The following is a 21,239-nucleotide window of genomic DNA, read 5'->3' as shown; positions in this document are numbered from 1 at the left end:
TCGCAAGATGGTCGATTGACTACCTGAAAAACCCAATTCGAACGAAAAGGAACGGGGCCGTCCCAGCAGAGCAACCTGCTTTTGGGACGGCCCCCTTTTCAGCGCCGTGAAACCCGCCCCTGCGCGACGCTCGCGGGCTCGGAGACCAGCCGGCCGTCGCGCACCTGGATCGTGCGCTGCATCTGGGCGGCGATGTGCGGATCGTGCGTGACCACGACCAGCGTCGTGCCCTCGCGGTTCAGCGTGAGCAGCAGGTCCAGGATGCGCTCGCCGTTGGCCGAGTCCAGATTGCCCGTCGGCTCGTCGGCCAGCAGGAGCGAAGGCCGCTTGGCGATAGCCCGGGCGATGGCGACGCGCTGCCGCTCGCCTCCGGAGAGCTCGCGGGGGTAGTGGTTCGCCCGGTGGGACATGCCGACCTTCTCCAGGGCCTCGAGGGCCATCTGCCTGCGCCGGGACCGGGGAACCCCCGCAAATTCCAGCTGGAGCAGCACGTTGTCGAGCACTTTGAGTACCGGGACCAGGTGAAACTGCTGGAACACGTAGCCGATGAAGCGGGCCCGCAGCCTGGTCAGCACCGCGTCGGAGTGGCGGGAGACGTCCTCACCCTGGAAGAGGATCGTGCCCCGGGTGGGGCGGTCGAGCAGGCCCAGGAGGCTCAGCAGCGTGCTCTTGCCGGCGCCGGAGGGGCCGGTGATGGCCACGCAGCTCCCCGTCTCAATGCTCAGGGTGGCCTCCCGCAGCGCCTCCACCGTCACGCTGCCCATGCGGTACTCTTTCGCAAGCCCGCGCGTCTCGATCACACAACCCATTTGCTTACTCATAGCGCAACGCCTCGTTTGGTACTGCCTGGGTGGCCTTGAATGCCGGGATCAGGGCGCCGAGGCCGCCGATGGCGGCCGCAGCCACCACGCCGGCTGCGGCCGTCGCACCCGACACCATGAAGTCGGCCTTCCAGGCGTAGATCAGGAGCAACTGCCCGGCACCGTTGCCGATCAGCCCGCCGACGAAGCTCAGCACCATCGCCTCCAGCAGCAGGCTGCCAAGCACCCGGCTGCGCCCGGCGCCGATGGCCCGCAGGATCCCGAGCTCCCGGGTCCGTTCCATCACCGCCATGTACATCACGATGGAGACGAGCACGATGGCGGCGGCGAGGACGGTGTAGTTGATCAGCGACATGAAGGTGCGGGTGCCGGCCAGGGATTCGTCCAGATTCCTGGCGATCTCAGCCTGCGTGATGACCCGCATGTCGGGGAACGCCGACCCGATGTCCTCGGCCAGCGCGGAGACGTCGCCGATGTTGCTCACCGTCAGCAGGAGGGCGGTGGGGTTCGCCTGGTTCATCACGCGCAGCGCGTCCTCGAGGGCCATCAGCACCACCGGGTTGCTGACGCGGTCCTGCTGCTCTTCCAGGATGCCGGTCACCTCGAACGCCTCGCCGCCGATGGTGACCGTGGCGCCCACCTGATCCACGTTGAAGTACTCCGCCGCCGCGGCGCCCAGCACCACCCCGCCGGAGGCGGGCAGCGCCGCGGAGCCGGATGCGGCCGGAGCCCTCGTGTAGGCCGCTTCACGCCCGGGGAGGAGACCCACGGCCATCGCCTGAGGGGGACCGTTGGGGTAGGCCGGCTTTCCGATGACCTGGAAGACCACCGGCGTGCTGCGCTCCGGGTCGATCCGCGCCGCGACTGCTTCGATGATCGCATCGCTGTCCGCCAGGCTGATGCTGCCCGTCTGCGGCGGGAACTCCTCGCCCGTACTGACGCCGGTGTCGACCTGGACGAACATCTGGCCGGCGTATTTGGCGAGCTCCTGCTCCAGGTCCTTGATGGTGTAGTTCAGGATCGAGGTGATCACCACAAAGAGCTGCACGCAGACCGCCACGCCCAGGACCGTCAGTGCCGTCCTCAGTTTTCGTACGCTGATGTTATTCAGGGCATACATCCACATTGTTGGCGCATCACCGCCCCTTTAAAGAATTCAGGTAACAGTATACGCCACCCAATGGACAAGAGCAACTGTTGACAGTGGTGGTTATCATCAGTAGAATGCGAATAAAAATAACTGCGCAGGAATTTCGACAAAAATCGACGCGGCGAAGGGGTGGTGCCCGTGCTGGCCATGGGGCAGATGGACAGGGACTCGCCCGGTCAGGTTCCTTCGGTGTTGTACACGTGGCCCGCCGGGCGGGCGCCGCAGGTCTGGCTGGAGGCCGTCGCTGACGACGGGAGCGCCCTGCCGCCGCTGGCGTGCCCCGGGACGGAGCGGGCTCGGGGACGGCAGCTCTGGCGGGTTCCGGAGGTTCCGGCGAACGCCGCACGGGTGTCGTTCCGGGCCGCAGGACCCGGCGGGCAGACGGAGGCCCGCCTCGGGACCTGGGAGCGAGACGGGCGGGCGTGGCGACACGTGCCCGACCTTCCCGGGACGCCCCTCCGGATGCTCGGTCTGCGGCTGATCGACTGGTGCAATCTGCGCTGCCGGATGTGCGGCCAGGTGCCGCGGTGGGAGCGGATGACCGCGCGGCAGGCCGTGGCGGGGGCGCTCCGCCTGCCCCGGCTCCGGAGCCTGCTGGAGGAGGCCGTAGCGATGCGGCCGGCCGTCTACCTCTGGGGCGGCGAGCCGTTCCTGCACCCTGACATCGTCCCCCTCATCCGCACGATCCGGGAACTGGGGATGCACTGCACGATCAACACCAACGGCACGACGCTCACAGCCCATGCGGCCGCGCTGGCGGAAGCGCCGCCGGACCTGCTGATCGTCTCCGTGGACGGCCCCCCGGAGGTGCATGAGCAGATCCGGCGGATGCCGGGGCTCTTCCGGCGGGTGCGGGAGGGGCTGCACCGCCTGCGGCAGGCGGCCGGCCGCCAGGTGCGCATCCAGATCAACACGGTGGTGCTGCGCGAGAACCTCCCCCGGCTCAGGGAGATGCCGGCGGTCGCGGAGGACCTGATGGCCGATGCGCTGGAGTTCCAACTCCCCATGTTCCTCACACCGCAGATGCTGGCGGAGTACCGGCAACAGGCCCAGACCTGCTTCGGCGTCGACGGGGCCTCCGCGACCGGCTTCCTGGACGACTCCCCACCGCCGGATCCCGCCGAGGTGTGGCAGGCCGTGTGCGAGGCGGGGCGAAACGCCCGCATCCCGGTGACGCTCTGGCCGCCACTGGGCGAGGAGCAGGTGCGCACCTACTTCACCCAGCCCGCCCTGCCGACCCGGAGCGGGTGCAGGCTGCCCTGGGACTCGCTCTGGCTGGAGCCCGACGGCCGGGTGGTGCCCTGCCCGGACTATCCGGACGTCGCCGTGGGCGACGCCGCCTCCGCCGGCCTCGCGGAGGTGCGGTGGGGCGAGCCCATGCGCCGGTTCCGCCGCACCCTGATGGAGCTGGGGCACCTGTCGGTCTGTGCGAAGTGCTGCCAACTGCACCAGGACTTCCAGCCAAAGGTACCGCTGACGGGGGGGCTACTGCGATGAGGCGGATGCTGCCGTTTGATCACCATCAGCTCGGCCTGAACTGCGGATCGGCACCCATCAGGGACGTGCTGGAGTACTACGGGCTGAAGTTCACGGAGTCCATGTGCTTCGGCCTGGGCTCCGGCCTGGTCTTCGTCTACCACCACAGCGACCCGGAGACCTGCCCGGACCCGGCCTACTGGGCGCCGTACTGGTCCGTCACCGGGAGGGGGTGGCAGCCCTACGCCGACCTCGCCCACCTGCTCGACATCCGGCTCATCGTCAAGCGGGGCCAGACGGCCGAGGACTCGTGGGACGAGATCCGGCGGCTGATCGACGCCGGGGTGCCGGTCATCGTGGACTGCGACCGCAAGCCGCTGGTCCCCTACTTCAACCAGACCTGGGACCTGCCGCCCTGCGTGGCCTCCTACAACTTCGGCGGCCACAAGACCATCGTGGTCGGGTACGACGACGAGCGAGCCACCGTGGCCGTGGTTGAGAACATGCTGCCGGGCGTCTGGGAGGTGCCCTTCGAGGCCTTCCAGGCCTCCCGGAGTTCGGCCGAGTACTACCCCTCCGAGAACGAGTGGATGTACATCGAGCCGCTGGAACCGACCGTCCCGCTCAAGGACGCGATCCCCTTCGCCATCCGCAAGGTGGTCAACCGCTATCACTCGCGCTTCTGGAACGGCGCCATCGGCCTCTCGGGGCTCCGCCGGTTCTGCGAGGAGTTTCCGCACTGGCCGGAGCTTCTGCCGCCCACCAAGTTCCAGGCCACGGTCTTCATGACCGACCTGCAGTGCAACCTGCTCAGCGGCGGCGGCCACCACCGGAAGATGTACTCCCGCTTCCTCATGGAATGCGCCGACCTGCTTGGCGACGAGCGGTACGTGTCGCTGGCCCGCCACTACGCGGGCCTGGCCCGCACCTGGAACGAGCTCAACAGCCTCATGCTGGAGGGCGCGCGGGCCGGCGAACCCCGGGCGGTTTTCGAAGGCGAGCGCGCGAAGGGCCTGCTGCAGTCGATCCTTGACGGCGAAGCAGAGGCTGCGGAGCGGCTGGAGGCGCTGCTCACATGAGCGCGCTGACGCTGCCGCTGGTTCACGTGCCGGGGCAATGCCCCCCTGCCGTCATGCTGGCCACCCTGCTCCGGCAGCGCGGCGCCGAGGTCGGGGAGACGGAGCTCCTCGCCTGGGGGCGGGGGCTCCAGTTCCAGTACAGGCCGGAGTCGCCGGACCGGTGGGGAGGCCTCTCCCCCTGGTTCCTGCACGACGCAGTGCGCGAGACCGGGAACTGGGTGGACGCGTATCCCTTCGCAACCCCTGACGGCCTCTGGGCGACTATCGCTGACCGCCTGGCCGGGCGAAGGCCCACCCTCGTCGCCAGCGCGGGCGGGGAGCTGGCGCTGCTCCTTGAGGCGAGGGGGGGTCAGGTCGCCTGGCTGTCGCCCTGGGAGCCGGAACCGCGGCAGCAGCCGGTGAGCGCCTTTCTGGCGGAGATGCGGCCCCGGTCGTGGTTCCTGTTCTACCTCACCCCCCGGCTGCCCGACCGGCGGCTGCTCTGGCAGAAGGCCCTGCGGCGCACGGCCGAGCGGCTGCTTTGCCCGCCGGAGGGGCCGCTGTACACGGGGCTTCCCGCGCTGGAGCGGTGGGCGCAGGGCCGCCCCGCCGCTTCCCCTCCTCCCGCCCACCTGGGCGGGCCGGAGCACGACCTCTTTCGCGGGCAGTTTGCCACGGGCCTCACGCTCGCCGCTGAGGTCCTGGAGGAGCCGCGCCTCACGGACCTCGCCGGGCGGTACCGGGAGTGCGGAGAGGCCTGGCAGCGGTTCTGCCGGTCGGGCGGCGGCCTGGCCGAGGTCGTGTCGCTGGAGTGGCAGGCCGCCCGTGAACTGTATGCGCTCTCCCGGCGCTGGTTGTTCTGAAGCTGGAGGGAGGCCCGAGATGGCATCTGCGACCATCGCGTACAGGCACATCGCCGGTTCGCACTGCGAGTCCACGGCGATGCGCAACTGGCTCGCCCATCTGGGGATCGAGCTCTCGGAGGAGCTCTGCCTCGGCATCGGCTGCGGCCTGGGCTTCACCTACTTCCGCATGCCGGGCATGCCGCACTTCCTGGTGATGGGACGGGGCGACGACCTGGAGTTCCACCTGGCCGACAACCTGGGCCTCATCCTCGAGATGCACAAGCCGGGCGGCCGCGATCCCTGGATCCCGGTGAAGGAGCTGCTCGACGCGGGCGAGCCGGTGCTGGTCGACGTGGACGTCCGCCACCTGGAGTACATCCGCCGCTCGGACAGCTGGCCCGAAGGCGTGGGCTTCGGCGGGCACAAGGTGATGCTGGTCGGGTACGACGAGGAGGCAGGGGTCGCCTACGCCCACGACTACGCCTGGTGGGACCGGCTGACGATCCCCCTGGCCGACCTGGCGGCGGCGCGGCTGGCGGCCGGCGGCGTCACGGAGCCCGAGGGCAAGTGGTACACCCTGAGCCGCCCCCGGGGCCTCGAGCCCGACCTGCCCCGCGCCGTCCGCAGCGCCCTGGCCGGGACCGCCCACCGCCTGCTCCACCCCTGGGACAAGTTCCACGGGCTCCCCGCCATCCGGGGCCTCATGGAGGAGCTTCCGCTGTGGCCCCGGCTGCTGGGTGAGGAGCGGGCCCGGACCAGCGCCCGCCTCGCCTACATCATGTTCGACGTGGCCGGGACGGGGCGGGGCTGCTTCCGGCGGATCTACGGCCGCTTCCTGCTCGAGGCCGCTCCGCTGGTGGACGAGCCGGAGCTGGAGGCGCTGGGGCGCCACTACCTGCAGCTGGCCAAGCTCTGGAGCCAGCTGTCGGCGATGCTGCGGGAGGCCGGCGAGGGGCGCCCGTGCCCGGTCTTCGAGGGGAAGGCCGGGAGCCTGCTGGCAGAGATTGCCCGGGGCGAGACAGAGGGCGCCAGCCGCCTGGAGGAGGTGGTTTCGGGGTGGATCTAGCCGTCTGCGTGGAGGATCTGGTGGTTCGCTACGGCGATGTCACCGCCGTCGACCACCTGTCGCTTGCGGTGCGGCGCGGCGAGATCTTCGGCCTCCTGGGGCCGAACGGGGCCGGCAAGACCACCACGCTGGCTGTGCTGGAGGGCATCCGGGCGCCTGACTCCGGGCGGGCCGAGGTGCTCGGCCTCTCCGTGCGGGAGCACGCCCGGGCGCTGAAGCACCGCATCGGCGTTCAGTTCCAGGTGACCACCTTCTTCGACACGCTCACCGTGCTGGAGACGCTGCGGCTGTACGCGGCCCTGTACCCCCGGGCGGCGTCTCCGGCGGAGATGCTCCGCCTCCTGGACCTGGAGGGCAAAGCGCGCGCCAGGGTCAGCACGCTGAGCGGCGGGCAGAAGCAGCGGCTGGCCATCGGCACGGCGATGCTGCACGACCCGGAGCTGCTCTTCCTCGACGAGCCCACCACCGGCCTGGACCCCCAGGCGCGCAAGGCGATCTGGGCGCTGGTCGAGGGGTTCCGGGCGCGCGGGAAGACGGTGCTGCTCACCACCCACTACATGGAAGAGGCAGAGGCGCTCTGCGACCGGGTGGCCGTGGTGGACGGCGGCCGGGTGATCCAGGTGGATACTCCGGCCGGGCTGGTCGGCTCTCTCCCCTTCAGGGAGGTCATCCGTGCCGCGTTCCGCGAGCCGCCGCCGGCCGAGGCCTGCCGGACCCTGCCGGCGGAAGCGGCCGTGGAGGCGGGGCCCGGGGTGTGGGAGTTCCGCGCCGCCGATCCGGACGCGACGGCGGCGGCCGTGCAGGAGCTGGGCGGGCGGTGGGGCCTGGTCCAGTTCCAGCGCCGGGCGGCCTCGCTCGAGGACTACTTCCTGGCCGTGACCGGCCGGGCGCTCAGGGGGTGAGTCTGTTGCGGAGTCTGGCCCGGTTGATCACCACGCAGGTGCTGCTGGTGGTGCGCGACCGCCAGTGGCTCTTCTGGTCCGGCGTGTTCCCGATCATCATCCTCGTCGTCTTCGGCCTGGCCTCGCCCGACCCCTCGCGCTTCACCCTGTCGCTCCGGGTAGCCGGAGCCGAGCACAACCCCGGGCTGATGGCGCGGCTGGAGGAGATCAAGTTCCTGGAACTGGTTCCCCTGGCGGACGGGGGTGAGGCGGCCGCCGTCGTAGCCAGCGGCCAGGCCCAGGGCGCGCTCGTGATCGACGAGCACGGCGCCCGGCTCCTCCTGACGAAGGACCTGGAGGACTGGAAGCCGCTGCTCTCGGGCCTCATGGCGGAGCTGGCCGTGGGCGGCGACGGCTCCCGCTACGTGGAGGTCGTCGAGGGCAGGCGGATCCGCTCCCTGGACTTCGTCGCACCGGGGGTGATCGCCCTCACCTGCATGCAGACGGGCCTCTTCGGCGGCACGGCCCTGCTGGCCATGCGGGCCCAGGGGCAGCTCAGGCGCCTCCGGGTTACCCCGGTCTCGCCGTGGGCCCTGGTCCTCACCCACGTGGTCACGCGCACGCTGGTGGCCCTGGGGCAGAGCCTGCTGCTCATGCTGGTGGCCGTGGTCGCCCTGCGGGTGCCGCTCACCAACCCGGTGGCCCTGGCCGGCATCGCGGCGGTGGGCACGCCGGTCTTTGCCGGGCTGGGCCTCCTGGTGGCCGCACTCGTCCGGAGCCCCGACGCCGGCAACGTCATCGCTCAAGCGCTCAACTTCCCGATGGCCTTCCTCTGCGAGGTCTTCGCCTCCATCTCGGTCCTGCCCGCCGCCATCCGCCCCGTCGCAGAGTGGCTGCCGCTCACGCCCTTCGTCAGAGTGCTCCGCGGCGTGGCCCTCGACCTCCCCGTCGAGCAGGCCGGCCTCTACCTCGCCGTCCTGGCCGCGTGGGGGCTCGCTGCCTACGCGCTCGCAGCCCCGCGGCTGCGCTGGGAGTGACAGCCATGCCGGTTCAGCTGAGCGTGGTGATCCCCACCTACAACAACCCCGACCGGCTGCCGCTGGTCCTGCGCTCCCTGGCGCAGCAGGCGGTGGAGGAGGACTGGGAGGTGGTGGTGGTCGACGACGGCTCCACGACGGACACGGAGGCGTGCGTGGCGCCGTTCCGGGAGCTTCTGCCGCTGCGGCTCGTGCGGCAGGAGAACCGGGGGCGCGCCGGGGCCCGCAACCGGGGGCTGCGGGAGGCGGGGGGCAGGTGGGTCTGCCTCCTGGATGACGACGTGGTGCTGGCGCCGGGGGCACTGCGTGCCCACCTGGCCGCACGGCGGGAGGGGAGCCTCTCGTTCGGCCGGATCCGGAACACCCGCGCCGCCAGCTTCCCGGCCATCCGGCAGGCGCTCGCCCGCGAGGGCGGCTGGGCGGGGCTCGACGCCCACGTGGTGCCCGACGGGTACGTCGACCTCGCGGAGCGGCTCTACCGCCTGCAGAGGGTTCACATCCCCTGGGCGGTCTGCACCGGGGCCAACCTGATGGTCGAGCGGGATGCCTGCCTGGCGGCGGGCGGCTTCGACGAGGGGTTCAGGGGCTGGGGGCCGGAGGACATTGAGTTCGCCTACCGGCTCCACCGGGCGGGCATCGCCTTCCGGTACCTCCCGGGGGCGGTCGTCCACCACCTGGACCGCCCGAAGCGACGGGACGCGATGCTCGCGGAGATGATGGCGGGCGTGCGCTACCTGGCGGCCAAGTACCCGGGCATCCCGGAGATCCGGGCCTACCTGGACTTCATCACGGGCCGCTGCTCCCTGGAGGAGCTCAACGCCCGGACGGGCGGCGAGCGCTTCAGCGGAGCGGGCGAGGAGGCCACCTGGTTCCAGCCGCTGGCCTACCTGGCCAGGAAGACGGAGGAGGTGAGGGCGTGACGGGCTCCACGGCACTGGCGGAGTACCTGGTCTCCGGCCTGCGGCGGCCGCCCCTCTACCTTTCCCGACCGCCCGGGGGTCCGGTCCTGGTGCTGGCCCCGCACCCGGACGACGAGGTGGCCGGCTGCGGCGGGGCGATCCTGCACCACCGCCAGCGCGGCGATCCGGTGACCGTCCTTTACCTGACGGACGGCGCGGCCTCCCACCGCCGGCCCCGGCCGGGGCTGGTCGAGCAGCGGCGCCGGGAGGCGCTGGCCGGAGCGGCGCTGCTGGGGCTGGCCGCAGGCGACCTGATCTTCTGGGAACAGCCGGACGGCCGGCTGGCGGTCACGGCCGAACTGGCGGCGGAGCTCGCCGCGCTGCTGGGGCGGATCCGGCCGCGGCTGATCTACGTCCCCTTCTTCCTCGACGACCACCCGGACCACTGCGCGGCGGGGCTGCTCCTGGCCGAGGCGCTGGCCGGGGCGCCGGCGGAGGCAGAGGTCTGGTGCTACGAGGTGTGGGCGCCCCTCCTTCCCAACCGGCTGCTGAACATCACGGCCCAGGCGGCCGCCAAGTTTGCCGCCCTGCGGGCGCACCGGTCCCAGAACGAGAGGTTCCGCCTGGACGAGCGCATCGAACGCCTGAACAGCATGCGGGCCCTGAAAGTGCCGGCGCCGCTGTTCTCCCATCTGGAGGCCTACGCTGCCTTCTCCGCCGATGCCTACCGGGAGGCGGCCGGGGCGATCCGGGCGATGCTGACCCAAGCCGAAGGAGCGACGAGCGGTGGATATTCAGTGGATCATGCGGTCCCTGCGACAGCGGTACCCGTTCCTGATGGTGGACCGCGTACTGGAACATGAGCCCGACAGGCGCATCAAGGGCATCAAGCTGGTCACGATCAACGAGCCCTACTTCGCCGGCCACTTCCCCGACGAACCGGTCATGCCCGGGGTGATGATCGTGGAGGCGATGACCCAGACGGCCGGGCTGATCTACTCCGACGCCGAGTCGGGCTACCTGGTGGCCCTCAACAACGTCAAGTTCACCCGCTTCGTCACCCCCGGCGACGTGCTGGTGATCGAGGCGGAGGCGCTCGAGCGGGTGGGCCCCTTCGCCAAGGCACGGGTGCGGGCGACGGTGGACGGCCAGGAGGTCAGCCGGGCGGAGATCAGCTACAAGTTCATGAGCAGAGGGAGGGAGTGAACATCGGAACGCGGGTGTACTGCACGGGCGCGGGGGTGATCTCGCCGCTGGGCCACGACCGGCACTCCTTCTGGTCTGCGCTCCGCAGCGGCGACTCCGGCATCACCGAGGTGACCCTGTTCGACACGACGGGCCTCCGGCACCACCGCGCCGGCGAGGTGCGCGGCTTCCGGCCCGCCGACTACATGCAGTCGAGCCGTTACCGGCGCATGGACCGGTACTCCCAGATGGCCGTGGCGGCGGTGGGGACGGCGCTCAGGGACGCGAGGCTGCAGGTGACGGCAGAGAACGCCGCGGTGGTCGGCTCGGTGCTCAGCACCACGTTCGGGCCGAGCGCCAGCATCGACGGGTACGTCCAGGACCTGAAATACCGCGGACCGCTGGAGGTCAGCCCGTCGCGCTTTCCCAACACCGTCCTCAATGCGGCGACCGGCCAGATCTCCATGGAGTTCGGGCTCAAGGGCCCCAGCTCCACGCTGGCGGGCCTGCCGGCCGCTGCCTACTGCTTCGACCTGCTCAGGGAGCGCAAGGCGGCGGCGATGGTGGCCAGCGCCATCGACGAACTGGACCGCACCACTTACACGGCCTACAGCCAGCTGGGACTCCTTGACCGCATCACGCTGGGGGAGGGGGCCGCGGCTGTGGTGCTGGAGGCAGAGGGGGCCGCCTCCTCCCGAGGCGCAGCGGTCCTGGCCGAGCTGTTCGGCTACGCGTCGCTGACCGATCCGGACCTCCAGGCCAACGTGGCGACCGAGGCGCCCTCGGCGGAGACCGTCCGGCGCTGCATGGCGCTGGCGCTGCAGAGGGCGGGCATCGGCGCCGACCGGGTGGGGGCGGTGGTGCTCATGGCCAACGGCGGCGCCGTGGACGCGGCGGAACGGCAGGCGCTGGAGGGCCTCTTTCCGTACGGCGGCCCGGCCCTGCTGCCGCTGAAGCGGCTGACCGGCGAGAACTTCCACTGCCACTCGGTGCTGGGGCTGGTGGCTGCCATCCTGATGATCCATCACGGCACGGTGCCCGCCACGGCCCCTGGCGGGCCGCAGCGCAGCCTGGCGCCGGAGGCGCCGTTCGTCCTGGTCAACGCGATGGACCTGGGCGGCAGCGTCAGCACTGTCGTGGTGGGTCCGGCCCGGGAGGGGGTGTGCCGATGCGGCTGAAGGGGAAGGTCGCCCTCGTCACCGGCGGGTCGCGGGGCATCGGAAGGGAGATCTGCCTGGCGCTGGCCGCGCAGGGCGCGGACGTCGCCCTCAATTACGTGAGCCGTGACCAGGAGGCCGAGGAGACGGCACGGGCCGTCCGGGAGGCCGGTGCACGGGCCCTGGTCCTCAAGGGGAGCGTGGCCGACCCGCAGCAGGTGCGGGAGATGTTCCGGCGGCTGCTCTCCGAGTTCGGCAGGATCGACATCCTCGTCAACAACGCCGGTGTGCTCCGGCCGGGATTCCTGATGATGTACCGGGACGACGACTGGTTCGAGACGCTCCAGATCAACCTGACCGGGGTCTACCTCTGCAGCAAGGAGGCGTTCCGCCCCATGGCGGAGCAGCGGTCCGGCCGCATCATCAACATCACGTCGACGGCCGGGATCCGGGGCCTGACGGGTCAGGTGGCCTACAGCGCATCCAAGGGCGGTGTCCACGCCATGACGACCGTGATGGCCCGGGAAGGCGCCCGGTACAACATCACCGTCAACTGCGTGGCGCCCGGCTTCGTGGAGACCGACATGACCGCTGCGCTCTCCGATTCGGTGAGCCAGGAATACCTGAAGCGGATCCCGCTGCGCCGCTTCGGCCGCACCGACGAGGTCGCGGCGCTCGCCGCCTACCTGGCCAGCGATGAGGCGGCCTACGTGACGGGCCAGGTGTTCGTGATCGACGGCGGCATTTCCATCTCTTAATGCTTGAATGGAGGGATTCAGAATGGACTCGATCGAGCTGCGCATCAAGAAGGCGATCATCGACCGGCTGTTCCTGGAGATCAGCCCCGAGGAGATCGACAGCGACGCCCCCCTGTTCAAGGAGGGGCTGGGCCTCGACTCCATCGACGCCCTCGAGGTGATCATCGCCCTGACCAAGGAGTTCGGCGTCACCATGACCGACGAGGACATGCCGGCGCTCCAGTCCGTCAACACCATCAAGCAGTTCCTGCTGAGCAGGGTGCCGGAGCTGACGACGGGAGGGAACTAGCCCGATGAAGCGGCGGGTGGTCATCACCGGGCTGGGGGTGGTATCGCCCATCGGGTCTGCGGTGGACGATTTCCTTGCGGCTCTGCGGGAGGGGCGGTCCGGCATCCGCCCGGTGACCCGGTTCGATACCAGCTGCTACTCCACCCAGATGGGCGGAGAGGTGGACGGTGACAGTCTCGGTCTGACCCCCGGGGTCTTCCGGGATTACATCTACGACATGGTGCGGGAGGCCGTCCGCCAGGCGGCCGGGGAGGCCAGGCTGGACGAGCTGGTGCAGCGCGACCCCTGGGCGGTGGGCGTCAGCATGGCCACGTCGCTGGGCGGCACGCTCTCCCGGGAGTACTACCACGAGCAGAAGCACCTGAAGGGGGAGGCGGACCCGGCGCTGCTGCTGAACGTGCCGGCGCCGCTGGTGACGGGCCTCACGGCCCGGCTGACGGGGGCGCGCGGCCCCAGCGCCACCCTGGTGACGGCCTGCGCTGCGGGCACCAACGCGGTGGGGCTTGGCTTCGACCTGATCCGGCGGGGCGAGGTGCGCGCCGCGGTCACCGGCGGGGTCGACCCCTTCTCCCAGGTCTCCTTCAGCGGCTTTCACGCCCTGCGGGCGCTGACGAAGCACATCTGCCACCCCTTCGACGCCGGCCGGGACGGGCTGGTCATCGGCGAGTGCGCCGCCGTCTGCGTCCTCGAGGACCTGGAGAGCGCGCTGGAGCGGGGCGCACCCATCTACGCCGAGGTGCTGGGGTTCGCCATCAGCAACGACGCCTATCACCAGACGACGCCGGATCCGGAAGGCGGCGGTGCGGAGCGGGCCATGCGGGGCGCCCTGGAGGACGCCGGGCTCACCCCGGCCGACGTGGACTACATCAACGCCCACGGCACCGGCACGACGTACAACGACGACATGGAGATCCGGGCGATCCGCAACGTGTTCGGCGAGCGGATACCGCCGGTGAGCTCCAGCAAATCGATCTTCGGGCACACGCTGGGGGCGGCGGGCGCCATCGAGTGCATCGTGACGACGCTCTGCCTCGCCCACGGCTTCGTGGCGCCGACGCTCCGCTGGGAGCGCCCGCCGGTGGAGGACGTCGAGATCGACTTCGTGCCGGGGCGGAGCCGGGAGGCCGACCTGCGGGTGGCCATCTCCAACTCCTTCGCCTTCGGCGGAAACACCGCCAGCCTGGTGCTGGGCCGTTACGGGGGGTAACGGCATGCAGGTAGACACCGAGATCCGGGTGCGCTTCCGGGAGGTCGACAGCGCACGTGTGGTGCACCACAGCCACTTCTTCGACTGGTTCGAGGTGGGGCGCTTCGACCTCGTCCAGAAACTGTTCGGCGTCACGCCTGAGGACTTTCAGGCCCACGGCATCATCTCCCCGGTGATCGAGGCCCACTGCCGCTACCGGAGCCCGGCCCGGTGGGGCGACAGGCTGATCGTCCGCACCCGGCTGCAGCCCTCCGAGGTGGCCCGGTTCACGTTCGACTATGAAGTCTACCGCGGCAGCCCGGAGGGCGAGCTGCTGGCGACGGGTTATACGACCCACGTCTTCGTCAGCCCCGAGGGGCGCCTCCTGGTGGAGGTACCGCCCCTGCTGCGGGAGCGGATGGCCGCCCGGCAGGGGGTGGGGGTGTGAGCGTCGGCATCCTCGGCACCGGGATCTACCTGCCGGAGGCCACCGTGCACCTGGCAGAGGTGGCCGGCCGGATCGGCCTCTCCCCGGCGGCGCTGGAGCGCAAGGGCACCCGGAAGGTCCACGTCAGCCAGGGGATGGCCGGCACCGCCATGGCGCTGCGGGCCGCGCAGCAGGCGCTGGAGCGGGCGGGCGTCTCCCCGGAGGACCTGGACCTGATCATCTACGCCCAGGGCTTCGTGCCGGACTACCTGATGCACGCCGACTACGCGCAGCTCCAGGAGGAGCTCGGCGCCTGCAGGGCCTGGGCGTTCAAGCTGGATCAGGCGTGCAACAGCCAGCTGGTCGCCCTGGAGCTGGCCCGGTCGCTCCTCTCCGTCAACCCGGGGATGCGGTACGTCCTGGTGGCCTCCGCCGAGACCTTCCCCCCGCACCTGACCGATCGCTTCCGTATGGCGGGCTCCTGCTTCCTGAGCGACGGCGCCAGTGCGGCGGTGGTGGGAAGGGAGGCCCCGGGGCGCCATCTGCTCGCCTTCCGCTTCCATACGGACGGGCGGCACCACGCCGTCTGGCAGATCCCGGTCGGCGGCACCGCGGCGCCTGTCACCCCCGAGGACCTGGCCGCCGGCCGGTACTTCTGGAACCCCGCCGAGCAGGCGCGGCGCCACTTCCGGAGCCCCGTGGAGGCGTACGAGATGAACCGGCAGACGCCGGTCGAGATCGCCCGGCTGTTCCACGCGGTGCTGTGCGACGCCGGGCTGACCCTGCCGCAGGTCCGCCGGCTGATCTGCTACAACATGACACGGGACGTGATCGAGGCGATCCGCGAGAGCATCGGCGGCGTACCGGAGGAGCTGACCAGCTGGCACGTGGCGCGCGAGGTGGGGCACATCGGCGCCGTCGACCCGATGCTCAACTGGCACCTGATGGAGGAGGAGGGGGCGCTGCAGCCCGGGGACATCGTCGGCCTGGTAAGCGGCGGCTTCGGGCAGTCGTGGGCCGCCGGGCTGGTGCGAGTATGAGGGGGATGAATGTGGAAGCGATCCGCACGGTTTTCCTCTTTCCGGGCCAGGGCAGCCAGCACGCGGGCATGGGGGGAGACCTGTGGGCGGTCTCGCCCGCGGCGCGGGCCCTGGCGGAGCGGGCCGCCGCCCTGACCGGCATGGACCTGATCGGCCTGATGGCCGCCGCAGACGAGCCGACGCTGGCCGACCCGGAGATCGCCCAGGTGACCATCTTCACCCTGAGCACCGCCCTGGCCGCCGCCCTGGCGGAGCAGGGGATCCGCCCGGACCTCGTCGCCGGCCACAGCCTCGGCGAGTACACGGCCCTGGCGGTCTCCGGTGCGCTCCCCTGGGAGGAGGCCCTCCTCCTGGTGCAGGCCCGGGGGCGGGCCATGGCCCGGGCGGCGCGCCTGGCGCCCGGGAAGATGGCTGCGATCTCCGGCCTCGAGCCGGAGCGCGTCGCCGCCCTCTGTGCCGCGGCCAGCCGCGACGGCTGCGCGGTGGTCGCGAACTACAACACGCCGCTGCAGACGGTGGTCGCAGGCGACGCGGGCGGGATCGAGTCGGTGATCACGCTGGCCCGGGCCGAGGGCGCCCTCAAGATCGACCTGCTCAACGTGGGCGGAGCCTACCACTCTCCGCTCATGGCGCCGGCCCGCGCAGAGCTGGAGCCGCTGATCCGCCGGGCGCCGCTGCGCCCGCCCGCCACGGCCATGCTCTCCTCGATCACGGGGGAGTTCGTGGCGGACATCGAGGCGTACCGCTCGCTGCTGCTGGAGCAGGTGACCCTTCCGGTGCGCTGGAGCGTCTGCGCGGCCCGGCTGGCGGCGTTGGCCCAGTCCGGCGCGGCGCTGATGGAGGTAGGCCCCGGCCGGGTCCTGGGCGGCCTCATGCGCCAGATCTCGCGGGCCATCGGGGTCCTCGCAGCCTGCGACGGGGCGGCGCTCGCCCGGATCGCCAGCTAGCCGTGGCGGAGCGTGCCTGGGCGCCGCCTGAGGAGTGGCCGGACCTCGGGGCCCATGAGGTGCACGTCTGGCGGCTGCCACTCGACCTGGACGCCGGGCGCCTCGGGGCGCTGTGGCCGCTCCTTTCCCGGGAGGAGCAGCTGCGGGCAAGGGGCAGCCGCACTGCGCTTCTGGGGAGCCGCTTCGTTGCGGCCCGCGGTCAGCTGCGCCAGCTGCTGGGCCGCTACCTGCGCCAGCCACCTCAGGCCGTCCGCTTCCGGTACGGCGAGCGCGGCAAGCCGGGCATCGCCCACGAGGAAGGGATTCCCCTGCAGTTCAGCCTGTCGCACGCCGGCCGGTGGGCGCTGGTGGCGGCGAGCAGGGGGATCAGGGTGGGGGTGGACCTGGAGGTGGTGCGCCCGCGCCGGGACCTGCGGCGGGCCGCCGACCTGGTCCTGTCGCCGGCCGAGGCGGCGGGGTTTGCCCGCCTGCCGCCGGAGGAGCAGCTCCAGGCGTTCTACCGGGTGTGGGTCCGCAAGGAGGCCCTGGTCAAGGGCCTCGGGTGCGGCCTCGCCATGCCCGTACGGCGCCTGGAGCTCTGCGCGGACGGCGGCCTGGCGCGGGTGCGGCTCCGGCGTGCGCCGGACCCAGCCTGGGCCGCGGGCTGGGCCGTGCACGACCTGCCGCCCATCCCCGGATACGCCGGCGCCCTGGCCGCCGAGAGCCTCACCCTTTCGCTGCGGACCTGGCAGTTCAGTTCTGGCAAGGTTCTCCGGGCCGGGTCCGACACCGCCGGCAGGTGCCGGGGCGGCCGGAGGCGAATCTAGGCGCCGGACCCCAACAGCCGAGTGGGTTTTGGAGGTGCTGACTCGTGCGCCGCGCCTTGTGTGCCCTGCTGCTGCTCGCGGGCCTCTGCCTCTTGGGATGCGGCACGCCGGAGGACCTGCCTGTGGTCCGGCTCGACCAGCTGGATCCCACTCTCGCCGCCGGGTACGGCGGCATCACGCCGCGCCCCGTGCTGAAGGTCGGCCTGTCCACCATGATGTCGCCGCGCGCCAGCCTGCTCCGCTACGGACCGATGCTGGACTACCTGAACAGCCGGCTGGAGCGGAACGTGGAGGTGGTGCTCGGCCGTTCGCAGACCGAGATGCTGGACCTGCTCCGCACGGGCGGGGTGCACATCGCCTTCGTCGGCAGCCTGGCCTACGTGCGCGGCGAGGAGGAATTCGGCCTCTCCGCCCTGGCAGTGCCCGAGTACAAGGAGGAGCCGACGCACCGCTCGCTGATTCTGGTGCGCCGCTACAGCGGTCTCGAGGAGTTTGCCCACCTCAAGGGGCACACCTTTGCCTACACCGATCCGGTCTCGGTCACAGGCCGGCTCTACCCCGAAGCGCTGATCCTGGGCCTCGACGAGTCGGTGGACCGCTTTTTCGACCGGACGATCTTCACCATCAGTGACGACAAGGCGATCCAGGCTTTGGACCAGGGGCTCGTGGACGGCGCTGCCGTCAACAGCATCATGTACGGCCAGGCCGCAGCACGCGACCCCGACCTGGACCGGAGACTCCGCGTCATCGCATCCTCGGAACCCTTGGGGGCGCCGCCGGTGGTGGTCTCCCCCCACGTGGGCTCCCAGCTGGCGGCGCAGTTGCAGTCGGTCTTCCTCGCCATGGGCGAGGATGAGGAGGGGCAGGCGGTGCTGCAGAGCCTCTCCGTCGACCGTTTCGTGTCCCCGGACCCGGCTTGGTACGATCCGATCAGGCAGATGGCCGACCAGGTGGAGGCCGGGCGATGAGCGGGCGGCGGTGGCTCGCGGCGGCGCTCCGCCCCGACACGTACGGCTTCGGAATCCGCGCGAAGCTCATTACGCTGCTTCTGGCGCTCACGGCAGCGCTGGGGCTCGTCTCCATCCTCCACCTGCGGGTAACCCTCCCCCAGGTGCTGGGGGAGGAGCTGGACAAGCGGGCCCTCTCCGTGGCCCGCGACGTCGCGCTGCGGGTGACCGACCCGCTGCTCACGGCCAACCCGCTGGAGGTGCGCGAGATCCTGGCCGACACGCAAGCCACGAACCCCGACGTGCGATACGCCTTCGTGCTCGACAGCCGGGGCGCGCTGGTGGCGCACACGTTCACCGGGGGATTTCCCAGGGACCTGCTCACGCAGCGCCCGCTCCCTCCGCCCGGAGAGGAGGACGTGCGCTGGCTCCGCTCGGAGGAAGGCGTGATCCACGACGCGGTCGCACTGATCGTGGACGGCCTGGCGGGGCAGGTGCGGGTCGGGCTCTCGCAGCAGCACCTGATGGCCACGCTCCGGGCGGTGGAGCGGGGGCAGATCCTCACCCTGGTGCTGGCCTGCCTCCTGGCCGTCCTCGTCGGCTATCTCGTGATCTGGACGGTGACCGCCAGGGTGCCGCAGCTGGTGCGGGCTACCCAGGCCGTGGGCCGCGGCGACCTGACCGTGCGGGTGGCGCCGGGCCCGACCGACGAGTTCGGCCGCCTGGCGGAGGCCTTCAACCAGATGGTGCGCGACCTGGCCCGGGCCAGGGAGGTGGTCGCGCAGAAGGAGGCCGCCCGGCGCGCGCTCCTGCAGAAGGTGCTCAGCGCGCAGGAGGAGGAGCGGGGCCGCATCTCCCGCGAGCTGCACGACGAGGTGGGGCAGGCGCTGACCGGCCTGATCGTCGGCCTGCGCCTCCTTGAGGAGGGCGACGAGGGGCGGGGCCAGGCGGCGTATCTGCGCAACCTGGCGGCCGAGACCCTGGAGTCGGTTCGGCGGCTCTCCCGTGATCTGCGCCCCGCCGTCCTTGACGACATGGGGCTCGTGGCTGCCCTGCGCCGGTACGCGGACGATTTCGCCAGGCGCCACGGCATCTCAGGGTCGGTCCAGGTGGTGGGCGACGAGTCGGCCCGCCTGCCCGCGCCGCTGGAGACCACGCTGTACCGGGTGACCCAGGAGGCCCTGACGAATGTGGCCCGTCACAGCCAGGCCCGGCACTTCGGCATCGTGCTGGACCTGCGGGGCGCCCAGGTGCAGCTGGTGATCGAGGACGACGGCCGCGGGTTCGACCCGTCGGCGCCGCGGGTCGGCGTGGGCCTCACGGGGATCGCCGAGCGGCTGGCGCTGGTGAACGGCCGCATGACCATCGAGTCGAGCCCGTCGGGCGGCACCGCACTCTTTGTCTCGGTCCCGCGCGGTTAGGGAGGAGGAGTGCCATGCGCATCCTGATCGCGGATGACCACCGGGTGGTCCGGACGGGCCTCCGCATGCTGCTGGAAAGCTACCCCGGTTTCGAGGTCGTCGGCGAGGCGTCCAACGGGCTCGAGGCGTTGCAGATGACGCGCCGGCTGCGGCCGGACCTGGTCGTCCTGGACATCTCCATGCCGAACGGGAGCGGCCTGTCCTACCTCCGGGAGCTCTCGCCGCTTTCGCGCGTGCTGGTGCTCACCATGCACGACGACCCGGCCTACGTGCGGCAGGTGATCCAGGCCGGCGGCAGCGGCTATGTGCTCAAGGAGGCGGCCGACGTCGAGCTGCTCTCGGCCATCCAGCACGTGATGTCCGGGCAGACCTACATCTACCCCACCCTGGCGGCCAGGCTGGTGGAGGAGAAGTCGAACCGGGCGGGCGCCTCTGTTCCGCTCAGCCCGCGGGAGCTGGAGGTGCTGCGGCTGGTGGCCCTCGGCCACACCAACCAGGAGATCGCCGCCCGGCTGGGCGTGGGCGTCCGGACGGTGGAGACGTACAAGAGCCGCATCTGCGAGAAGCTCGGCGTCTACACCAGGTCCGAGATGGTCCGGTACGCCCTGGAGAACAAGCTCACCTAGCGGGGGAGGGCGCTGTCCGGGAGTTCCCGGACAGCGGTGTCCGCGTGGCCCCGGATACACGGCGGGGTCTGCCGACGGTACCATGAGAGTGGTTCCGTCGACAGACCGGAAACTGTCACACAAGGGGGAAGCATCATGATCAAGCGGACTCTGGCTTTCACGCTGGCCGTGAGCCTCCTGGTCCTCTCGGGCTGTGGCGGCGCGAAACCCGCGACGACGCCGTCGCCCTCGTCGGGCGGCCAGGCCCAGACCCAGCCCTCCGGCAGCACCGAACCCAAGAAGAACATGAAGCTCGTCCTCTACGCCGGCATGATGGAGGACCACGTGAAGGGCGCCGTGGCCGAGTTTGAGGCGGCCACCGGCATCAAGGTCGAGTGGGTGCGCATGTCCTCCGGCGAGACGCTCACCCGGATCCGGGCCGAGAAGGACAACCCGCAGGCCAGCGTCTGGTACGGCGGTCCGGCCGACGCCTACGTGGCGGCCGCAGCGGAAGGGCTCCTGGAGCCCTACGTCTCGCCGAACGCCGAGAAGGTCCCCGCCCAGTTCAAGGATCCCAACGGCTACTGGACCGGCGTCTACGTCGGCCTCCTGGGCTTCGGGTATAACACCGCCCTCATGCAGGAGAAGGGGCTGACCCCGCCCGAGTCCTGGGAAGACCTGCTGAAGCCCGAGTTCAAGGGGCAGATCGCCCTGGCCAACCCCGGTTCGTCCGGCACCTCCTACACCATGCTGGCCACGATTGCACAGCTGATGGGTGAGGACGAGGGCATCGAGTACATGGCGAAGCTGCACGAACAGATCGCCCAGTATCCGAAGTCGGGTACCGCTCCCGGGCAGATGGCCGGGCGCGGCGAGGTCCTGATCGGCATCTCCTTCGCCCACGACATCGTGAAGTACGCCAAGGAGGGCATGCCGCTCGACGTCACGTTCCCCAAGGAGGGAACCGGCTACGAGATCGGCGGCATCGCCCTGATCAAGGGCGGCCCCGACCAGGAGGCGGCCAAGATCTTCATCGACTGGGCCCTGACCAAGGAGGCGCAGGAGCTCGGCCAGAAGTACGGCTCCTACCAGTCGCTCACCAATGTGGAGGCCACCAACCCGCCCGAGGCGTTCTCGCTCAGCGAGGTCAAGACCATCAACTACGACCTGGAGTGGGCCGGCACCAACCGGACGCGGCTCGTGGAGAAGTGGTCCAAGGCCGTAAACATGCAGTAGTG

Annotated in this window: 23 protein-coding genes; 21 read left to right on the top strand and 2 right to left on the bottom strand. The window is 70.9% G+C overall.

Features of this window, described 5'->3' with window-relative positions; translation table 11 throughout:
• Positions 1 to 98 precede the first annotated feature (98 nt).
• Both J2Z79_RS11610 and J2Z79_RS11605 read right to left on the bottom strand, forming a co-directional pair.
• Positions 99 to 821: an ABC transporter ATP-binding protein gene (locus J2Z79_RS11610; protein ID WP_245302641.1), complete on the bottom strand. Its 723-nt coding sequence runs from the start codon at positions 819 to 821 to the stop codon at positions 99 to 101.
• A complete protein-coding gene (locus tag J2Z79_RS11605) occupies positions 814 to 1,941 on the bottom strand; it encodes an ABC transporter permease (RefSeq protein ID WP_245302663.1) in 1,128 nt (375 codons plus the stop codon). Before J2Z79_RS11605 ends, J2Z79_RS11610 begins: the two co-directional genes overlap by 8 nt.
• Before the next feature lie 177 nt (positions 1,942 to 2,118).
• Between J2Z79_RS11605 and J2Z79_RS11600 the strand changes: the two genes are divergently transcribed.
• The 21 genes from J2Z79_RS11600 (at position 2,119) to J2Z79_RS11500 (ending at position 21,237) form a co-directional block, all read left to right on the top strand.
• A complete protein-coding gene (locus tag J2Z79_RS11600) occupies positions 2,119 to 3,468 on the top strand; it encodes a radical SAM protein (RefSeq protein WP_245302662.1) in 1,350 nt (449 codons plus the stop codon).
• Positions 3,465 to 4,526, top strand: coding sequence for a BtrH N-terminal domain-containing protein (locus tag J2Z79_RS11595; protein ID WP_209467054.1), 1,062 nt, complete (start codon positions 3,465 to 3,467; stop codon positions 4,524 to 4,526). Before J2Z79_RS11600 ends, J2Z79_RS11595 begins: the two co-directional genes overlap by 4 nt.
• Positions 4,523 to 5,368 (top strand): hypothetical protein, encoded by an 846-nt coding sequence (locus J2Z79_RS11590; protein WP_209467053.1) that lies wholly within the window; start codon positions 4,523 to 4,525, stop codon positions 5,366 to 5,368. Before J2Z79_RS11595 ends, J2Z79_RS11590 begins: the two co-directional genes overlap by 4 nt.
• Positions 5,369 to 5,387: 19 nt before the next feature.
• Complete coding sequence (locus tag J2Z79_RS11585) at positions 5,388 to 6,416, top strand: BtrH N-terminal domain-containing protein (protein WP_209467052.1); 1,029 nt, start codon at positions 5,388 to 5,390, stop codon at positions 6,414 to 6,416.
• Positions 6,407 to 7,318, top strand: coding sequence for an ABC transporter ATP-binding protein (locus tag J2Z79_RS11580; RefSeq protein ID WP_209467051.1), 912 nt, complete (start codon positions 6,407 to 6,409; stop codon positions 7,316 to 7,318). Before J2Z79_RS11585 ends, J2Z79_RS11580 begins: the two co-directional genes overlap by 10 nt.
• 5 nt (positions 7,319 to 7,323) lie before the next feature.
• Entirely contained in the window at positions 7,324 to 8,334 is a 1,011-nt protein-coding gene (locus tag J2Z79_RS11575) for an ABC transporter permease (protein ID WP_209467050.1), read from the top strand.
• A 5-nt stretch (positions 8,335 to 8,339) separates the two neighbouring features.
• The gene (locus J2Z79_RS11570) at positions 8,340 to 9,254 is read left to right on the top strand and encodes a glycosyltransferase family 2 protein (RefSeq protein ID WP_209467049.1); all 915 of its coding nucleotides are present in this window, start codon (positions 8,340 to 8,342) and stop codon (positions 9,252 to 9,254) included.
• Positions 9,251 to 10,096 carry a PIG-L deacetylase family protein gene (locus tag J2Z79_RS11565; protein WP_209467048.1) on the top strand — a complete coding sequence of 282 codons (846 nt, stop codon included), beginning with the start codon at positions 9,251 to 9,253 and terminating at the stop codon, positions 10,094 to 10,096. The genes J2Z79_RS11570 and J2Z79_RS11565 overlap by 4 nt, the downstream gene beginning before the upstream one ends.
• Complete coding sequence (fabZ, locus tag J2Z79_RS11560; protein ID WP_245302640.1) at positions 10,071 to 10,439, top strand: 3-hydroxyacyl-ACP dehydratase FabZ; 369 nt, start codon at positions 10,071 to 10,073, stop codon at positions 10,437 to 10,439. The genes J2Z79_RS11565 and fabZ overlap by 26 nt, the downstream gene beginning before the upstream one ends.
• Positions 10,436 to 11,596 carry a beta-ketoacyl-[acyl-carrier-protein] synthase family protein gene (locus J2Z79_RS11555; protein ID WP_209467046.1) on the top strand — a complete coding sequence of 387 codons (1,161 nt, stop codon included), beginning with the start codon at positions 10,436 to 10,438 and terminating at the stop codon, positions 11,594 to 11,596. Before fabZ ends, J2Z79_RS11555 begins: the two co-directional genes overlap by 4 nt.
• On the top strand, positions 11,587 to 12,333 hold the full coding sequence (locus tag J2Z79_RS11550; RefSeq protein WP_209467045.1) for a 3-oxoacyl-ACP reductase family protein: 747 nt from the start codon (positions 11,587 to 11,589) through the stop codon (positions 12,331 to 12,333). The genes J2Z79_RS11555 and J2Z79_RS11550 overlap by 10 nt, the downstream gene beginning before the upstream one ends.
• A 22-nt stretch (positions 12,334 to 12,355) precedes the next feature.
• Positions 12,356 to 12,622, top strand: coding sequence for a phosphopantetheine-binding protein (locus tag J2Z79_RS11545; protein ID WP_209467044.1), 267 nt, complete (start codon positions 12,356 to 12,358; stop codon positions 12,620 to 12,622).
• A gap of 4 nt (positions 12,623 to 12,626) precedes the next feature.
• Entirely contained in the window at positions 12,627 to 13,829 is a 1,203-nt protein-coding gene (locus J2Z79_RS11540; RefSeq protein ID WP_209467043.1) for a beta-ketoacyl-[acyl-carrier-protein] synthase family protein, read from the top strand.
• Positions 13,830 to 13,833: 4 nt separating this feature from the next.
• Positions 13,834 to 14,256 (top strand): acyl-CoA thioesterase, encoded by a 423-nt coding sequence (locus J2Z79_RS11535; RefSeq protein ID WP_209467042.1) that lies wholly within the window; start codon positions 13,834 to 13,836, stop codon positions 14,254 to 14,256.
• Positions 14,253 to 15,275, top strand: coding sequence for a 3-oxoacyl-ACP synthase III family protein (locus tag J2Z79_RS11530; protein ID WP_209467041.1), 1,023 nt, complete (start codon positions 14,253 to 14,255; stop codon positions 15,273 to 15,275). The genes J2Z79_RS11535 and J2Z79_RS11530 overlap by 4 nt, the downstream gene beginning before the upstream one ends.
• 5 nt (positions 15,276 to 15,280) lie before the next feature.
• Positions 15,281 to 16,222 (top strand): ACP S-malonyltransferase, encoded by a 942-nt coding sequence (locus J2Z79_RS11525; RefSeq protein WP_209467040.1) that lies wholly within the window; start codon positions 15,281 to 15,283, stop codon positions 16,220 to 16,222.
• A 2-nt stretch (positions 16,223 to 16,224) separates the two neighbouring features.
• On the top strand, positions 16,225 to 17,028 hold the full coding sequence (locus J2Z79_RS19180) for a 4'-phosphopantetheinyl transferase family protein (protein WP_209467039.1): 804 nt from the start codon (positions 16,225 to 16,227) through the stop codon (positions 17,026 to 17,028).
• A gap of 44 nt (positions 17,029 to 17,072) precedes the next feature.
• Entirely contained in the window at positions 17,073 to 17,996 is a 924-nt protein-coding gene (locus tag J2Z79_RS11515; protein ID WP_209467038.1) for a substrate-binding domain-containing protein, read from the top strand.
• Entirely contained in the window at positions 17,993 to 19,396 is a 1,404-nt protein-coding gene (locus tag J2Z79_RS11510) for a sensor histidine kinase (RefSeq protein WP_209467037.1), read from the top strand. The genes J2Z79_RS11515 and J2Z79_RS11510 overlap by 4 nt, the downstream gene beginning before the upstream one ends.
• Before the next feature lie 14 nt (positions 19,397 to 19,410).
• Positions 19,411 to 20,022: a response regulator gene (locus tag J2Z79_RS11505; protein WP_209467036.1), complete on the top strand. Its 612-nt coding sequence runs from the start codon at positions 19,411 to 19,413 to the stop codon at positions 20,020 to 20,022.
• A 135-nt stretch (positions 20,023 to 20,157) separates the two neighbouring features.
• Complete coding sequence (locus J2Z79_RS11500; RefSeq protein ID WP_209467035.1) at positions 20,158 to 21,237, top strand: ABC transporter substrate-binding protein; 1,080 nt, start codon at positions 20,158 to 20,160, stop codon at positions 21,235 to 21,237.
• The last annotated feature ends 2 nt before the right edge of the window (positions 21,238 to 21,239 follow it).

Source organism: Symbiobacterium terraclitae (assembly GCF_017874315.1).
Lineage (GTDB): Bacteria > Bacillota > Sulfobacillia > Symbiobacteriales > Symbiobacteriaceae > Symbiobacterium > Symbiobacterium terraclitae.
Note: the sequence above shows the minus strand (reverse complement) of the source record. Positions and strands in the feature narration are given on the sequence as shown.

What these genes read in the sequence shown, in the direction of transcription:
- J2Z79_RS11535 (WP_209467042.1), top strand. Translation starts at nt 13,834, where the DNA reads ATGCAGGTAGACACCGAGATCCGGGTGCGCTTCCGGGAGGTCGACAGC.
- J2Z79_RS11510 (WP_209467037.1), top strand. Translation starts at nt 17,993, where the DNA reads ATGAGCGGGCGGCGGTGGCTCGCGGCGGCGCTCCGCCCCGACACGTAC.
- J2Z79_RS11600 (WP_245302662.1), top strand. Translation starts at nt 2,119, where the DNA reads ATGGGGCAGATGGACAGGGACTCGCCCGGTCAGGTTCCTTCGGTGTTG.
- J2Z79_RS11585 (WP_209467052.1), top strand. Translation starts at nt 5,388, where the DNA reads ATGGCATCTGCGACCATCGCGTACAGGCACATCGCCGGTTCGCACTGC.
- J2Z79_RS11505 (WP_209467036.1), top strand. Translation starts at nt 19,411, where the DNA reads ATGCGCATCCTGATCGCGGATGACCACCGGGTGGTCCGGACGGGCCTC.
- fabZ (WP_245302640.1), top strand. Translation starts at nt 10,071, where the DNA reads ATGGTGGACCGCGTACTGGAACATGAGCCCGACAGGCGCATCAAGGGC.
- J2Z79_RS11525 (WP_209467040.1), top strand. Translation starts at nt 15,281, where the DNA reads ATGAATGTGGAAGCGATCCGCACGGTTTTCCTCTTTCCGGGCCAGGGC.
- J2Z79_RS11610 (WP_245302641.1), bottom strand. Translation starts at nt 821, where the DNA reads ATGAGTAAGCAAATGGGTTGTGTGATCGAGACGCGCGGGCTTGCGAAA.
- J2Z79_RS11595 (WP_209467054.1), top strand. Translation starts at nt 3,465, where the DNA reads ATGAGGCGGATGCTGCCGTTTGATCACCATCAGCTCGGCCTGAACTGC.
- J2Z79_RS11605 (WP_245302663.1), bottom strand. Translation starts at nt 1,941, where the DNA reads ATGTATGCCCTGAATAACATCAGCGTACGAAAACTGAGGACGGCACTG.
- J2Z79_RS11550 (WP_209467045.1), top strand. Translation starts at nt 11,587, where the DNA reads ATGCGGCTGAAGGGGAAGGTCGCCCTCGTCACCGGCGGGTCGCGGGGC.
- J2Z79_RS11545 (WP_209467044.1), top strand. Translation starts at nt 12,356, where the DNA reads ATGGACTCGATCGAGCTGCGCATCAAGAAGGCGATCATCGACCGGCTG.
- J2Z79_RS11540 (WP_209467043.1), top strand. Translation starts at nt 12,627, where the DNA reads ATGAAGCGGCGGGTGGTCATCACCGGGCTGGGGGTGGTATCGCCCATC.
- J2Z79_RS11570 (WP_209467049.1), top strand. Translation starts at nt 8,340, where the DNA reads ATGCCGGTTCAGCTGAGCGTGGTGATCCCCACCTACAACAACCCCGAC.
- J2Z79_RS11590 (WP_209467053.1), top strand. Translation starts at nt 4,523, where the DNA reads ATGAGCGCGCTGACGCTGCCGCTGGTTCACGTGCCGGGGCAATGCCCC.
- J2Z79_RS11500 (WP_209467035.1), top strand. Translation starts at nt 20,158, where the DNA reads ATGATCAAGCGGACTCTGGCTTTCACGCTGGCCGTGAGCCTCCTGGTC.